Origin of the sequence: Mahella sp. (genome assembly GCF_020054945.1) — a bacterium.
Classification (GTDB): domain Bacteria; phylum Bacillota; class Clostridia; order Mahellales; family Mahellaceae; genus Mahella.
This window is the reverse complement of record NZ_JAIHAU010000022.1, coordinates 1-16,439: the sequence shown is the minus strand read 5'-3', so window position 1 is coordinate 16,439 and position 16,439 is coordinate 1. Positions and strand designations below refer to the sequence as shown.

General features: G+C 47.0%; 14 protein-coding genes. 12 read left to right on the top strand and 2 right to left on the bottom strand.

All coding sequences use genetic code 11. From position 1 onward, the window contains the following. The 12 genes from JG770_RS05915 to JG770_RS05860 all read left to right on the top strand — a co-directional run bounded on the left by JG770_RS05915 (position 1) and on the right by JG770_RS05860 (position 14,213). Positions 1-2,427, top strand: a complete 2,427-nt coding sequence (locus JG770_RS05915) for an alpha-mannosidase (protein WP_291956452.1) — start codon at positions 1-3, stop codon at positions 2,425-2,427. A 4-nt stretch (positions 2,428-2,431) separates the two neighbouring features. After that, entirely contained in the window at positions 2,432-3,397 is a 966-nt protein-coding gene (locus tag JG770_RS05910) for an ROK family protein (protein ID WP_291956449.1), read from the top strand. Continuing rightward, the gene (locus tag JG770_RS05905; RefSeq protein WP_291956448.1) at positions 3,394-4,035 is read left to right on the top strand and encodes an SIS domain-containing protein; all 642 of its coding nucleotides are present in this window, start codon (positions 3,394-3,396) and stop codon (positions 4,033-4,035) included. The genes JG770_RS05910 and JG770_RS05905 overlap by 4 nt, the downstream gene beginning before the upstream one ends. A 70-nt stretch (positions 4,036-4,105) precedes the next feature. Continuing rightward, positions 4,106-4,294, top strand: coding sequence for a 4-oxalocrotonate tautomerase DmpI (gene dmpI / locus JG770_RS05900; RefSeq protein WP_291956447.1), 189 nt, complete (start codon positions 4,106-4,108; stop codon positions 4,292-4,294). A gap of 126 nt (positions 4,295-4,420) precedes the next feature. Further along, positions 4,421-4,825, top strand: coding sequence for a secondary thiamine-phosphate synthase enzyme YjbQ (locus JG770_RS05895; protein ID WP_291956444.1), 405 nt, complete (start codon positions 4,421-4,423; stop codon positions 4,823-4,825). Then, on the top strand, positions 4,815-6,290 hold the full coding sequence (locus JG770_RS05890) for an ATP-dependent DNA helicase RecQ (protein WP_291956441.1): 1,476 nt from the start codon (positions 4,815-4,817) through the stop codon (positions 6,288-6,290). The genes JG770_RS05895 and JG770_RS05890 overlap by 11 nt, the downstream gene beginning before the upstream one ends. Positions 6,291-6,479: 189 nt before the next feature. Next, on the top strand, positions 6,480-7,058 hold the full coding sequence (locus tag JG770_RS05885; RefSeq protein WP_291956438.1) for a 2-oxoacid:acceptor oxidoreductase family protein: 579 nt from the start codon (positions 6,480-6,482) through the stop codon (positions 7,056-7,058). Continuing rightward, positions 7,055-7,336 (top strand): 4Fe-4S binding protein, encoded by a 282-nt coding sequence (locus JG770_RS05880; RefSeq protein ID WP_291956436.1) that lies wholly within the window; start codon positions 7,055-7,057, stop codon positions 7,334-7,336. Before JG770_RS05885 ends, JG770_RS05880 begins: the two co-directional genes overlap by 4 nt. Beyond that, complete coding sequence (porA, locus tag JG770_RS05875; RefSeq protein ID WP_363320936.1) at positions 7,281-8,450, top strand: pyruvate ferredoxin oxidoreductase; 1,170 nt, start codon at positions 7,281-7,283, stop codon at positions 8,448-8,450. The genes JG770_RS05880 and porA overlap by 56 nt, the downstream gene beginning before the upstream one ends. An 11-nt stretch (positions 8,451-8,461) precedes the next feature. After that, positions 8,462-9,397: a thiamine pyrophosphate-dependent enzyme gene (locus JG770_RS05870; RefSeq protein WP_291956430.1), complete on the top strand. Its 936-nt coding sequence runs from the start codon at positions 8,462-8,464 to the stop codon at positions 9,395-9,397. A gap of 148 nt (positions 9,398-9,545) precedes the next feature. Beyond that, on the top strand, positions 9,546-11,636 hold the full coding sequence (locus tag JG770_RS05865) for a Sip1-related alpha-galactosidase (RefSeq protein WP_291956427.1): 2,091 nt from the start codon (positions 9,546-9,548) through the stop codon (positions 11,634-11,636). Positions 11,637-11,645: 9 nt separating this feature from the next. Further along, on the top strand, positions 11,646-14,213 hold the full coding sequence (locus JG770_RS05860) for an N-6 DNA methylase (RefSeq protein WP_291956424.1): 2,568 nt from the start codon (positions 11,646-11,648) through the stop codon (positions 14,211-14,213). Positions 14,214-14,294: 81 nt separating this feature from the next. Here JG770_RS05860 and JG770_RS05855 read toward each other — a convergent pair whose 3' ends face one another. Beyond that, a complete protein-coding gene (locus JG770_RS05855) occupies positions 14,295-14,792 on the bottom strand; it encodes a GNAT family N-acetyltransferase (protein ID WP_291956422.1) in 498 nt (165 codons plus the stop codon). A 13-nt stretch (positions 14,793-14,805) separates the two neighbouring features. Next, a complete protein-coding gene (argF, locus tag JG770_RS05850) occupies positions 14,806-15,768 on the bottom strand; it encodes an ornithine carbamoyltransferase (protein WP_291956419.1) in 963 nt (320 codons plus the stop codon). Between the last annotated feature and the right edge of the window lie 671 nt (positions 15,769-16,439).

Genomic DNA, 16,439 nt, shown 5'->3' with positions numbered 1-16,439 from the left:
ATGGAACAGAGAGTTATAACGATACATATGATAGGCAATGCCCATATAGATCCTGTGTGGTTATGGCGGTGGCAGGAAGGATTTCAAGCGGCATGGTCGACATTCCGTTCCGCTTTGGACCGCATGAACGAGACTCCGGATTTTATATTCACATGCGCACAAGCGGCTGTATACAAATGGATAGAGCAGGCTGATCCCGATATGTTTGAAGAAATAAAGCAGAGGGTGAAGGATGGTCGCTGGCAGGTAGCGGGCGGATGGTGGATGCAGCCCGACTGCAATATACCTTCAGGAGAATCCTTTGTACGCCAGGCGCTTTATGCCCAGCGGTATTTCAGGGAAAAGCTGGGTGTTATGGCCAAGACAGGTTATAATGTGGATTCATTCGGTCATAACGCTATGCTGCCGCAGATATTGAAGAAGAGCGGCATGGATAACTATGTCTTTATGCGCCCGGGTCCTAATGAAAAGCCCGGGTTACCCGATGTATTTTGGTGGCAGAGCGCCGACGGAAGCTGTGTCCTTACATATCGTATACCGTTTTCCTATAATGTAGGCAGTACCCATATAGAGGAAATGGCCAAGCGGATAGCCGATATGGCTCCCGATGGCGTAAATGATATGATGGAGTTTTACGGCGTAGGTAATCACGGGGGCGGGCCTACAAAAGAGAATATAGCCTTGATAAAGCAGATGGCCGCCGATCCTAATATGCCTCGTGTTGCATTCAGCTCGCCCGATCAATACTTTGAAACCCTCAGAGCTTACCATCCGACATTGCCGACGGTAACCGACGACCTGCAGCATCATGCTAGCGGCTGCTATTCTGTAAATGCATGGGTTAAAGCAATGAACAGAAGATGCGAGCAGCTATTGACGACTGCTGAGGAATTCAGCCTCATAGCCCATACCATGTTCAATGCGCCGTATCCGCAGCGGGAATTAACAGAAGCATGGCATAATGTGCTATTCAATCAGTTTCACGATATTATGGCGGGATCATCTATAAAAGAAGCTTACGAAGATGCGAGGGATTTCTTCGGACAATCGCTCAAATTGGCCGACGAAAGCCTGAATTATGCTGTAAATGCCGTTATAAGGCATATAAATACCGAAGGAGAAGGCATACCTCTCATAGCTTTTAATCCGCTTTCGTGGGAAAGGCAAGCTCCTATAGAATTCGAGATGCAAGGGACAAAATTTGAGGATGGCATACCCAAAGCGGTCATAACCGATGCCGATGGCAGAGAAATAGCATCACAATTTATTAAAACATCTGCCACCGTAGGAAACGGGAGATTGCGTATAACCTTTACAGATAAGCTGCCTCCTATGGGATATAAACTTTACAGGGTATTTTTAGGCAAACAAGAGCAGAATCCGAAACCGGTGGCTATAACCAAGGATAGCATTGAAAACCGATACTATCGTATGGAAATAGATGCTGGCACGGGATGGATAAAACGCCTGTACGATAAAACAAATGGCAAAGAGGTATTTGCCGGACCTGCGGCTCTTCCGGTGGTGATATACGATCCTAGCGACACATGGTCGCATGGGGTGTTTAGATTCAAAGATGAGATAGGGCGCTTTGCCGATGCCGAGATAAAAGTGATAGAGCAAGGGCCGGTTTGCTCAAGATTACGCGTTAAAAACCGATATGGCTGTTCAACGCTAACGCAGGATTTCATAATGTACGCTGACCTTGATTATATAGAATGCAGGGTCAAGGTGGACTGGCATGAAAAATACAAAATGCTTAAAATCAGCTTTCCGGTTAATGTTGAAGAACCGCAGGCCGCGTATGAGATACCTTACGGCTATATACAACGCCCCGCAGATGGCGAAGAAGAGCCTGGTCAGCAATGGATAGATGTAACCGACAGCAATGGAGACTATGGGCTGTCTATAGCGACCGACAGCCTCTACAGCTATGATATAGATGGCACTGATATGAGGATAACGGTGCTCCGAAGCCCTGTATACGCTCAACATGACCCGCATAAACCGAATCCTGAAGAAGAATACGAATACACCGATCAGGGCGTCCATGAATTCCGCTATGTGCTGTACCCGCATAGAGGCGATTGGCAGCAAAGTCGAACGGTAAAATATGCCCATGAATTAAATGCTCCCATACCATGGGTGATTGACACATGGCATAAAGGCACACAGATCGGGGCGCAGGGCTTTATCTCCATAGACGCTGAAAATGTAGAGGCTACGGTGATGAAGTTGAGTGAAGACAGGGACGCTATAATAGTGCGATGTTACGAAACGGCTGGCAAAGAAACCGATGCTGTGATAAAGCTGCCGGCATTTGACAGGGAATGGGCAGCGCACTTTGGAGTATGCGAGATCAAAACGTATAAGATACCGTTAAACAGCGATGAGAAAATAACCGAAACCGATATGCTGGAGCTATGATGAGATGGTAAGATATTTCATAGGGTTGGATATAGGAGGTACCAAGCTCGCGGCGATACTCGGCACATCCGATGGGCGCATAATACAAAAGGTCAAATTACCATCGGAAGCCGATAAAGGGCCAGAGCAAATGTTGGACAAACTGACGGCAATGGCGCAGCAGCTCATGAGACCGGAAGTGGTCGCTATAGGCATAAGCTGCGGTGGCCCGCTAGACAGCCGCAGAGGCATCGTCATGTCGCCGCCTAATCTGCCCGGATGGGATAATGTGCATATTGTCGATATAATGAGCCGGCGTTTCGGTATACCGGCTTATCTGCAAAACGATGCCAATGCATGTGCTTTGGCCGAACACCGCTTCGGTGCCGGAGTGGGATGCGATAATATGGTATTTTTGACTTTTGGTACGGGTATGGGAGCAGGGCTGATACTAAACGGACGCTTGTACAGCGGCATTACCGATACGGCAGGCGAGGTAGGCCATATACGGTTGGCGCCGGACGGACCGATGGGTTACGGTAAAGCGGGCTCTTTCGAGGGCTTTTGCAGCGGCGGCGGCATAGCGAAGTTGGCTGCTCAAATGATAAAAGATAGCATTAAAAACGGCAAGGCCGTGGCATTTTGCCCCACGGTTGAACAGGCCGACAGTATAACCGCGGAGGACGTCGGTAAAGCTGCTGCCGGCGGCGATCCTTTAGCAATAGAGATACTTAGGACATCGGGTAAGTATCTCGGATATGGATTGTCTGTTATAATAGATATATTGAATCCCGAGAGGATTATCATAGGCAGCATATTTGCCCGCTGCCGCGATATACTGCAGCCCGAAGCCGAAAAAGTAATAGAGCGAGAAGCGTTGCCTATAGCGGCTCGGTGCTGCAGTATAATGACGCCTGGCTTGGGCGAGGCCATAGGGGATTATGCCAGCCTGTCGATAGCTATAGAGAATTGGAGGGAGAATATAGTATGAAAGAGAATACCAAAAAACATCTGGACCGCCTCATAGAACGTTACCCGTCGCTGGATGCGTGCAGGGGCGATATAGAAAGGGCTTTTGAACTCATAGCTGCGGATTTGGCGAGCGGCGGCAAGATTCTGGTATGCGGCAACGGCGGGAGCGCGGCCGATGCTCAACATATAGTGGGTGAATTGATGAAAGGTTTCCTGAAGAGCCGCCCTCTGCCCGATGAGATAAGTCATTCTATAGAGGATATCGGCGGAGAAAGGGGGCGTTATATAGCCTCCAAACTTCAGGGAGCTCTGCCGGCCATAGCGCTTGTTGGCCAAGATGCGTTTTTTACCGCTTTTGCCAACGATGTGGATGCTTCATTAATCTTTGCACAGCAGGTTTATGCCCTGGGCAATAAGCACGACGTGCTGATAGGTATAAGCACATCGGGCAATTCGGCCAATGTGATAGATGCGTTATATGTAGCTAAGGCAGTCGGAGTGGATACTGTGGGGCTTACCGGTAGAAGCGGCGGTAAAATGGACGGTATATGCGACATAACCGTAAAAGTGCCTGCAATAGACACGCCGGACGTGCAGGAGCTTCATATGCCGGTGTACCATACATTATGCGCTATGCTGGAAGAAGAGCTTATATAAATGAGGAAAATGTAGCGATTATGGTGTTATAATAAGCTTTGGCGGGAAAAAACGAAAGGAGATGATACATATGCCGTTTATCCAATTCGATGGCCCTCAGATGAGCAAGGATAAAAAAGCCGAATTGATAGCCAAGCTGACCCAGACGGCCCACGAGGTGCTGGGCATACCGGAGCAGGCTTTCAGCATAATAATACGCGAGAATAGCATGGATAACATAGGCGCCGGCGGCAAATTGCTGTCTGATACCCATAAGTAATGCTTTTTACCATACAAAGAGCTGACGAATATTCGTCGGCTCTTTATATAACTGCTGTTTGCAATAAAATCTGTCTGAGGGTATAATAGGCTTGTAGATTAGAGCTTATCATTTGGAGGAAAAGATATGTTTATGGAGAAATTGGATGTCGTTACCACGCAACGGCAGCAATTCATCGATATTACAAGCGAGATCCAGACTCTGGTAGATCGTTCCGATATAAGCGACGGCATATGCATGATATATGTGCCGCATACTACGGCCGGCGTTACCATCAATGAGAATGCCGATCCGGACGTGATGGCCGATGTGGCTGAATACCTCAATAAAGCTGTGCCTAGATACGGTAATTATGCTCATGTTGAAGGTAATTCCGATGCCCATATAAAATCAAGTTTCTTCGGCTGTTCCCAAATAGTGCCGGTTGTTAACGGCAAACTTGAGCTGGGCCGCTGGCAAGCCGTTTATTTCTGCGAATTCGACGGCCCGCGCCCAAGACAGGTGTTGGTGACGGTGATTCATGGCCGTTGAAACCGATAATCTTTTGATCTACCTCAAACGATATTTCGGTTATGACGCGTTTATCGGTCAGCAGGAGGCTGTTATACGCTCGGTATTGAACGGCAAGGATACATTGGCGGTCATGCCTACCGGCAGCGGCAAATCGCTCTGCTATCAACTGCCCGCATTGATTTTGCCCGGTACGGCCATAGTGGTATCGCCATTGATAGCGCTTATGAAAGACCAGGTGGATTTTTTGAGGCATAACGGTATACCGGCCGCTTTTATGAACAGCACGCTGACGATGGCTCAACAGCAGGAATGTATGAGGCGTTTGCAAAAAGGATATTATAAGCTCATATATGTTGCACCCGAGAGATTTCGCAGCCAGCGTTTTTTGGAAGGTTTGAAAGAAGTACATATATCATTGTTTGCGGTGGACGAGGCGCACTGCATATCGCAGTGGGGGCATGATTTCAGACCGGATTACCTGCAACTGGCTCAGGCCATAGAATATACCGGACGGCCTCCGGTTATAGCTACTACCGCCACCGCGACGCCGTATGTCAGAGATGATATCATACGGCAATTAAAGCTTGTGCGCCCCAGATGTTTTGTAACGGGATTTGAACGTCCCAATCTTCGCTTTATAGTAAAGGCGGTATCGTCCGAGAGCCAAAGAGAGGCTTTTATTTTGGATACGATAGGTCAGCTCAGATTCCCGGGCATAGTGTATACTGCTACGCGAAAGGCAACCGAAATGATGGCCGCAAGGCTTAATCGTGCCGGTATTATTGCGGCTCCTTATCATGCCGGCTTAAGCGATCAACAGCGCATACGCGTGCAGGACGATTTCATGCAAGGGCGTTTGCCTGTCATATTGGCCACCAATGCCTTCGGCATGGGGGTGGACAAGCCCGATGTGGGTTTTGTGCTGCACTATAATATGCCGGCCAGCTTGGAAGCCTATTATCAGGAAGCCGGCAGAGCGGGACGGGATGGACAGCCGGCATGCTGCATACTGCTTTATAAGCCGTCGGATAAACATTTACAGGAGTTTATGATAAATAATAATTATCCGAATCTAAAGGTTGTACGGGCCGTCTATAATATGCTTTGCCGTTCAGACGGCGATGTTGTGACACTCGGGATAAAAGAAACGGCAGCGTCATTGCCCGACGGTGTATCAGCCTCGGCGGTGAATGTGGCTTTGGAGGTGTTGGAACGCGCCGAAGCCATAAAGCGTTTGCCGGTTAAAGGTACTTGGCAAAGGGCGTACAGGCTGCCTGACAGGAGCAAATCATTTGAATATTGGCCGGTCGACGTATCGGCGTATGACAAGCAACGCCGATATGATATGGAACGATTGGAAAGCATGGTGAATTACTGCAAAACATCCGTCTGCCGTCGGAATTACATATTGAATTACTTTGGAGAGAAACTGGTTTCTCCTAAATGCGGCAAATGTGATCGCTGCGATGGCATCGAGTTTTGAATTTTGCGACTTTTAGCCTTTCCTTGACATTACTTGTACGCTACTGCTATAATATGAAAGGTTGGGGCTACATAGGAGCTGATACTAAAATAAAATTTTTGACTTATAAAAATTGCATTGTTAAAACTAATAGTTTATCAATATATAAGGGAGGTGTGGACCTGGTTTGATTATAAACCAGGACATCATATGGGAAAGATGATAGAGATCCGTTGGCATGGCCGTGGAGGTCAAGGTGCAAAGACGGCTTCGTTGCTTTTGGCCGAGGCGCTTTTCAACACCGGTAAATATATTCAGGGCTTTCCTGAATATGGTCCCGAACGCTCCGGCGCACCGCTCACAGCTTATAATAGGATAAGCGATGAGCCTATAAGGGTGCATTCCAATATCTATGAACCCGATTATGTGGTAGTAGTGGACGAAACACTTCTTGCGGCGGTAGATGTTACAGCAGGTCTAAAGGAAACAGGCGGCATAGTCATAAATACCCCTAAGTCGCCGGAGGAAATAAGACATTACCTAAAAGATTACAAAGGCAAAGTGGGTACGGTCGATGCCAAGAAGATATCCGAAGAGGAGTTGGGCAGGTATTTCCCCAATGTTCCAATGCTGGGAGCTATAATGGCTATGACCGGTTTGGTCGAGAAGGAGCAGTTTATAAAGAGCATGGAAGAATCATTCCATCATAAATTCGCCACCAAGCCCGAGGTTATAGATGGGAATATGCGGGCTTTGAAGAGGTCGATGGAGGAGGTAATAATATCATGAGCGAGATTAAAAAAATAGAGGAAGTAAATGAGGATATAAGCTGGCGCGACATAACGCCGGGAGGTATAGCGCCGTGGGCGGGCGGAGCCGAAGCTTTCACTACCGGTGATTGGCGTACCATGCGCCCTGTTTTAATCGAGGATAAGTGCACCGGTTGCCTTTTGTGCTGGCCAACTTGTCCCGATACGTCGATAATGCCCACTGATGACGGTAAAATCAAATATGATTATGATCACTGCAAGGGTTGCGGCATATGTGTTGAGACAGATAGATCCTGATGTGGTGGCGGCATTCCCTATAACGCCGTCTACGGAGGTACCACAATACTTTTCCCAATTTGTAGCTAACGGTCAGGTTCGTACGGAGTTTGTTGCTGTAGAGAGCGAGCACAGCGCCATGAGCGCCTGCATAGGTGCCGAGGCTGCCGGAGCACGCACCATGACGGCCACGTCTTCCCAAGGACTGGCTTTGATGTGGGAGATGCTTTATATAGCGGCTTCCATGCGCTTGCCTATCGTTATGACGACGGTCAACAGAGCATTGTCCGCGCCTATAAACATTCACAACGACCATAGCGATGCTATGGGTGCCAGGGATTCCGGATGGGTACAGATATATAATGAAAACAATCAGGAGGCCTATGACAGCCTTATAATGGCTATAAGGGTGGCCGAGCATGCCGATGTTCAGCTTCCGGTCATGATATGCTATGACGGTTTTATAACCAGCCATTCGGTGGAAAATATAATGCTGCTTGAAGATGACCTGGTTAAAAGCTTTGTAGGCGAATACAAACCCCAATATTCGCTTTTGGATAAAGAGCATCCGGTAAGCATGGGTATGTTCGATCTGCCGGCATTTTATTTCGAGCATAAGCGCCAGCAGGCTGAGGCTATAAAAAATGCAAAACAGGTGTTGATCGACGTACAAAACGAATTCGCCAAGATTTCAGGACGTCAGTATGGTCTGTTTGAAGAGTATAAGCTCGATGACGCCGATATAGCTATAGTAATAGCCAATTCTACGGCCGGTACGGCCAAGGATACGGTGGATATGCTGCGTGAACAGGGCGTGAAGGCCGGATTGTTGAAGATACGCTTGTTTAGACCTTTCCCGGCCGATGAGATAGTCAAGGCATTATCGCATGTCAAGGCGGTGGCCGTTATGGATAAAGCGGAGGGATTCTCGGCGGCAGGCGGACCTATATTCGTCGATGTGCGCAGCGCTATGTACGGTAAAGCCGATGGTATTAAAGTTATAAATTACATCTACGGTCTGGGAGGCCGCGACGTCGGCGTCTACGATGTAAAGCGGGTCTACGATCATTTGCAGACAATAGCAGACAGCGGACAAATAGACAATTTATACAACTATTTGGGCATAAGGGAATAGGAGGTGTAAGTATGCCATATAATTTCAAGAAAACAGCGCAGAAACCCGAAAGGTTTACAGGCGGACATAGAATGTGTGCCGGCTGCGGTGCTCCTGTGGTAGTGCGCACTGTACTTCGCGCATTAAAGACCGAGGACCATGCCGTTGTAGCCAATGCTACCGGTTGCCTTGAGGTATCTAGCAGCATATATCCTTATTCAGCATGGAAGGATTCATATATACACAGCGCCTTTGAAAATGCCGCGGCGACGGTGTCAGGTGCGGAAGCGGCATATGTTTCTCTCAAAAAGCAGGGAAAGATACCGTATGATGCAAAATTCATAGCTTTCGGAGGAGACGGCGGTACCTACGATATAGGCTTTCAATCATTGTCAGGCGCCATGGAGCGCGGGCATGACATGGTATATGTATGCTACGATAATGAAGCTTATATGAATACCGGCATACAGCGTTCATCGTCGACGCCTAAGTTTGCCGATACCACCACATCGCCGGCGGGTTCGGTGATACCGGGCAAGTTGCAATATAAAAAGGATTTAACCAAGATAATGGCGGCCCATGGTATACCGTATGTGGGGCAATCCGCTCCGATGAAAAATTTCAGAGATTTGTATGAGAAGTCGGAGAAGGCTATATACACACAAGGGCCGGCATTCTTGAACGTATTGGCTCCATGCCCGAGAGGCTGGAGATATGACACCGCTATAATGATGGAGCTTATAGAGATAGCTGTGGATACGTGCGTATGGCCGCTTTATGAGGTGGTAAACGGCGAATATCATCTGAGCTATAAGCCCAAGAATAAGCGCCCTGTGGAGGACTGGCTCAAGCCGCAAGGCAGGTTTAAGCATATGTTTATACCGCAAAACCGTCATCTTATAGACGAATTCCAGGCTTATGTAGATAAGGAATGGGACAATCTGTTAAAGTTATGCGGTGAAAAATAATCGGATTATAAATAGCCTGTTATTCATGAATAACAGGCTATTTTAATTGGTGCGAACATCCTATTAGGACACGCGGGCAAAAAATATAATAGCAGGGCATGTTTGTGATATAATAATTGCATAATAACGTCGGGAGGCGAAATTCAGCATGTATAATATAGTATTAAATAGAGACCAAACTTTGGATGTTACGTTGGAAGATAGGATGGTTTTAAAAGGCTTAAAACCGCTTGTGAATGTAGATGGCCGTATATACGAATTGCCGCTTAGAAATTTCGACTCGGATACGGCCGAGTACGGAGACGACGACCTGTCGCTTAGCTTGATGTTTCGCGCCTACCGCGGCGCCACGCTGTTTAGGGTGCGCGCTGATCTGAAGAAGGGTTTTTTAGATCCTATAGGCGGTGTGAAGTTACATATAGATGCCGTCGGCAATGTCGAAGGGCTCATGGCCAATTACCTGCATAAGGCATGGTGGACCAGGCCGTGGTTTGATACGAATATAGAGAAAATACCACCGCGTACCCAATCATTGGTATGGAAAGACGGTGCTATGTACCATCATATCCTGCCCGTATGCGACGAGATGTTCGGAGCGGAATTATCCGGCGCGGACAGCGGCATAGAGATAGCGCTTTCCGCATATGATATGGGCTACAACAGCTGCGATACGCTGGCTTTTGTATTGGCATCGGATGGCGATCCGTTTGAGCTGGTTAAAACATCGTCTTTTGCTGGGCTCAAATCTCTTAAGATTCCGGGCAAAACCATAGACCAACGACCATATCCGGAGGAATTGGAATACCTGGGTTGGTGCAGTTGGGATGCTTTTTACCATGACGTGAATCATCAGGGTTTATTGGACAAGGCCCGGGAGTTCCATGATAAAGGTATACCGGCGCGCTGGTTTATAATAGACGATGGGTGGTCGGAGACCGAGGATCGAAAGCTCAAGTCCTTTGGTGCGGATAACGATAAATTCCCCGAGGGGTTGGCCGGCACTGTAGCCAAGTTGAAGGAGCAGTATGGGGTCAATTGGGTAGGGGTGTGGCATGCCTTTACCGGATACTGGGACGGAATAGCTAAAAATAGCGCATTGGCCAAGGAGTTTAAGGAGAATATATATACGACCAAGGACGGCAGACTCATTCCTTATCCTGACGCGGCCAAGGGATTTGCTTTCTGGAACGCATGGCATTCGTATCTTGCGAGCCAAGGCGTGGATTTCGTCAAGGTGGATAATCAAAGTTCACTGATCAACTTTGTTAAGTATAATATGGCTGCGGCAAGGGCGGCAAGCGGTATGCATGACGCCATGGAAGCATCTGTGGGGCTTAATTTCAGCGGTTTAATTATAAATTGTATGGGTATGGCACAGGAGGATTTGTGGCACAGGCGGGCATCGGCTGTATCGCGCAATAGCGATGATTTCTTGCCGAATAACGAGGGCAACTTTAGGGAGCATGCGCTGCAGAACGCGTATAATTCGTATATATACGGCAATTTCGTATGGGGAGACTGGGATATGTGGTGGACTTCCCATCCGCAGGCTGTCAACAATGCGGTGCTCAGGGCGATAAGCGGTGGACCTGTATATATAAGCGATCCGGTGGGCAAAACATCCGGCGATGTACTAAAGCCGCTGATGCTTTCCAATGGACGCATACTTCGCTGTAAGCGTCCGGGGATGCCTACGGCCGATTGCCTGATGAAAGATCCGTGCAGCGAACCTACCCCGCTTAAAATATGGAACAAGGCTGGCAATGCGGGCATAATAGCAGCCTTCAATATAAATAATGAAGGGTTAACGGTGAGGGGCAGCGTAAGACCTTCGGATATACCGGGATTGACGATGCCCGACGTGGCCGTCTATGAGCATTTCAGCCGTTCGGCACGGGTTATAAGCCAAAAAGATGAGATTTCATTCGAGCTCAACGACAATGGCGTAGCGTTATATCAGATGGTCCCGTTAAATGACGGTCGTGCTATACTAGGGTTAATCGATAAATATATATCATCGGCCGCTATAAAATACGCTTCGGTCACAGGAGGGGTTATGGACGTCATATTGGCCGAGGGCGGGCAATTCGGTTTGGTATCGCTTAAGGAGCCTGTCGGCATATATGTCAACGGCACAGTGTATGGCTATGGTAAAGACGATGTGTTGTATCTGGTTAATTGCGACGATATAAAAGGGCCGGTACACATCAAAGTATTATTTGATGAACAACAGGAGTAGGCATTAAAGTTGAACGGCATATATTCTGCTGTAAAGGATATAAGACCGCTGCTGAGTGCCGGATGCGATATTGATGCGGTTATAGCCGTATGCGCGGCTATCGCGTTGGAGCGGCGGGGGCTGGTACCCCCGATCGCCGACGACTTGATAGCCGGGCGGATGACTTTGAGGGATATAATCGAGGCTTTGCCGGATCCGGTCAAGCCTCTTTTTCAAGCTTGCGATCGCAATGCTTATACCGCTTGTGTGCCAAAGCTTGCCCATATACTGTCGCGCGGCATAAGCAGAGAGGATTGGCTTAAGGATGATATAGTGGCATGGATCTACCGGCATTGTGCGAACAGCGCCGATCCCAATTCTAAAACTCGGTTTTATACATATGATTGGATAGTAAAATACATAATAGACAATACGCTGACGCCTTATTGGCACAAAACGGGTAAAAGAGTAGAAGCTATAAAGCTGTTGGACCCGTCGTGCGGCGGCGGCTCATTCTTATTATACGCGTTCGATAGATTTTATGATATGTATGTGCAAGAAGGCCGCGTGCCCGCCGAAGATATACCGCGCAGTATCTTGGATAAAAATATATACGGCGTGGATATAGACTCCATGGCCGTGCGCATAGCGCGTTTAAACCTCTATATGAAGGCAAGGAGTATGAATGCCGACGCGGATGCGCCGGCTATAAACATAATCTGCTCGGATCACGATATGGGCAGTCTGGCGCGGCACGGCATCCACGATAAGCTGGAGGGACAACTATACGATGTGGTGGTCGGCAATCCGCCTTATTTAAATAATCGCAAAATGACCGATGATTTAAGGGGGAATATTGCTCAATGGTACAGCCACAGCAAAACCGACCTTTATGCGGCGTTTATTGAACGAGGGTTGGAGCTTTTAGCCCCCGAGGGCTATTTGGGTTATATTACGCCCGATACATATCTATACATAAAAAGGTTTGAAAAATTGCGCCGTATTTTATTGGATAAACTATATATAGATAAACTTGTGCATTTGGGCAATGATGTATTCGCAAATGCCAATGTAAGCGTGGCCGTGCTCATAGCGCGCAATGATGCAGAAAACAGGGGATTAAGCCGGTTTTACGATCTGCGAAGGGTTAAAGATAAGAAAGAGGCATTATACTACATAGATGACAGGTATGTGTATGTAAGGGAACAACGTATTTTCAAGTCATTGGACGGCGAAAGGTTTTTATATAACGCATCGGCCGATATATTGAAAATATTAAACGATGTGCCGGCATTGTCGCCTTATTACGCCGATGTCAAACAAGGGCTGGCTACAGGATGCAATAATAGATTCGTATATATGCGGTGGGAGGTTTTACCGGACGAGGTCGGCCGACGCTGGATACCGTATGCTAAAGGAGGGGGTTATAATAAGTATCTTGGACGGAATGATTTTGTCATCGATTGGGCGGATAACGGAAACGAGATAAAGAAATTCAAAGGTTCGGTTATCAGGAATAAAGAATATTACTTTCGCGAGGGCATAACGTTCAGCTTGATAGCATACGATAATTTCAATGCGAGATACCTGCCACCGGGCTGGATATTCGATGTGGGAGGTTCCTGCATCTTCTCCAAAGGCATCGACCTTTATTATCTCTTAGGGTTTGTGAATTCAAAGCTGGCATGCTATTTTATGACCATGCTTAATCCAACAGTTAATTTTCAGGTCGGCGATGTATGCAGGCTACCGCTTAAAGAGCCTGACCAAGAGACGTTAAATAGGGTGACCGAAATGGTAAAGGCCATTCTGGAATTAAAAAAGCAATTATATAAATACGATGTGCTGTCCGAGCTATACCAAACCGATAGCATATCCGAGCAATTATCGCTGGGCAATACGGCGGATATGTACGGGCTTTGCAAAGCATTTCGGGATAAGCTGCATGATTATAATTTATCTGTTGGGGGAATGGCCGATGCCATAGACGAGGCGATATTTGACCTGTACGGTATAAGCTCAGCCGACCGCCGGCATATATCGGAGCAAATTGGCGGCAGGCACCGGTCTGTGAGGGAACCGGCGGATGATCAATTGGTGGCCCGATACCTTCAAACATTGGCCCGGCGCATCATTAGCGGCTGCAGCGACGGGATAGCGACCCTGTGCGATGTGGCGGAATGCATGCACAGTGCTATATATGCCAACTTCGGTAGCCGAAGCGCAGGCATAGAAGCCCAGATAAATGATATACTGGGCAAGAGCATAGAAACGTGGCTGAGGGACGATTTTGCCAATGACTATTTGAACAACGCCGGTTTTGATGAGAATACCTGCAGGTATAAAGAGACAAAGAACCCATGGGAGCCGCTCGTATGGAAAGGGCAATCGGAGGGCGGATATTTTACGGTGTTTATATGGCGTTACAGCATATCGGCCGATACCGGGTACAAAGTGAAAATGCTGCTAAAGAATGCTATAGCCGGCCTTGAGGCCGATGCGGCAACGGCTAAAGCCGATGTAGAGGATTATTATGAATGGTTTGAACGGCACGGTATAAAATTGCGTGGAGCACCATATTGCAAAAGTTATGTGTGAAGGATATAGAAATATCGTTGGCCATACTTGAGGGAAGGCCGCCTATGACAGAAGGTCGAAACAGCCCAAATAAGACAGAGATCATGAAGGACTGATCGCTTCAGCTTGTTGTTGCAGCGGTTTGCGCAGCAAAGCGCGTATATAGCCGGTATCGTCGGATGTGGAAGCCACATAATAGCCCATGCGTTGATAAAAGTCTATAAGGTGTTTCATTTTTAAGGCGGTGTGGAGGACTATGGCGGTGGCCCCATTTTTTTCAGCATCCTGCTCTAAGGCTCTCATCAGAGCGGTGCCGGCTCCATACTTCTGATAAGCCGGTCTCACGCCGAAACGGCTCAAATAAGCGGTGCCGTCGGCTTTTATCTCATAGCGTATGGTACCTATCGGTATGTTGCCCAAAAACGCTATCAAAACGCATTTGCATTCTATGTCGCGCTTTATATCCTCTACTGTTTCGTATAAAGCGGCCACTTTGGCATCCGCATTGAGGTCTTTCTGATATTTTGTGAAGGCCTCCTGTATTATATCATAAATGGATGCCGCATCCTCTAAAGCGGCCTTTCTAACTGTAATTTCCATAACAATCCTCCTTTTACGCCATCAAAAGCGCCATTATGGCTTTTTGAGCATGTAATCTGTTTTCGGCCTCATCGAAAATGACCGATGCCGATCCGTCTATAATAGCCTCGGTTACCTCTTCGCCGCGATGAGCCGGCAGGCAATGCATGAATATAGCGTCTGGCTTTGCCAATTGCCAGAGAGACTCGTTTACCTGATAATTCTGCATGACCTTTTTACGCGCCTGCATTTGCGCCTCTTGCCCCATACTGGCCCATACGTCGGTATAAACCACGTCGGCGCCTTTTATAGCCTCCGCAGGGTCGGTCATTATTGTTATATGGCTGCCCGATAGCTGTGCATCGGCCTTGGCGGCTTTGACTATATCATCATCAGGTTTGTAACCCTCGGGGCATGCCAGCGCTATATCCATACCTACTTTGGCGCAGCCGAACATAAGCGAATGGGCCATGTTATTGCCGTCTCCTATGAATGCTAATTTCAAGCCCGAAAATCTTTGCTTTTTTTCGTATACGGTCAGTAAATCGGATAATACCTGGCACGGGTGCAAGAGGTCTGTCAGGCCGTTTATAACCGGTATAGAGCTGTAATAAGCCAAATCCTCGACATCCTTTTGCTTGAACGTGCGTATCATGATGCCGTCCAAATAGCGTGATAAAACACGAGCGGTATCGGCGATGGTCTCACCCCGTCCCAGTTGCAGATCGTTGCTACTCAAAAAGAGTCCGTAGCCGCCCAACTGATATATACCTACCTCAAACGAAACGCGCGTGCGCGTTGATGATTTCTGAAATATCATGCCCAGTGTTTTACCCTTGAGCAAGGGGTGCGGTATACCGGCTTTTGACTGAGCTTTAAGTTTCAGGCCCAGGCTTAGAATCTGATATACCTCATCCTGTGTAAGGTCGTGTATCGATAGCAAGTCCTTACACTTAAAAGCGTCTTTGGCTTTATATTCGTAAAGGTTTAAATCCATTATTATGTCCTCCAAAATACACATGGTTAATATATTAATAATTATACATAATAATGCATAAAAATGCAAATAAAATTTTTGCTCCCCCTATTATGATTTTATGATAATGTCATATTGAAATTATTTTTGACAACAAAAAAAGCGCGTAATTGCGCTGGTTTCAAGGCCGTAAATATATAAATTATTCCTAAACAAACATGGTGTTAACTCCTAAAGACGGGTGTTTATGAAAATGCCAAAATATATCTTTAGATATATTGCAAATATTTGTTTAGAGAGGTAAAATAGAAATAGTTAGTAAGAATGTCTCAGCGTTGTTTATTATAGGGAAATAGTTTTTTAAAAAATGCAACTTTTATGTTATAAGATAGTCTTATATATGGAAAGAAGAAAACGAAGGATGATATCATGACCTGGAAGAACGACTAATATAAGGGATTTGAGCGGTGACAAAAAGGTGAATGTTGGAGGTAAGACATAAACAGTCGAGCCTTTAACATAGATTTTAAGTGCTTTCGGAGTTTTAGAAAGTACTCAAAAATTGTAATGTGAGGATGTGGTTGCCTTGAGCTGTTATATAGAATAAATAACTGGGGACAAAAACGGGTATATAGTGGAAAGTAGGGACTCAAAGGCTTGCGAAAGCAAGTCATATAAAGCATTACAGGTCA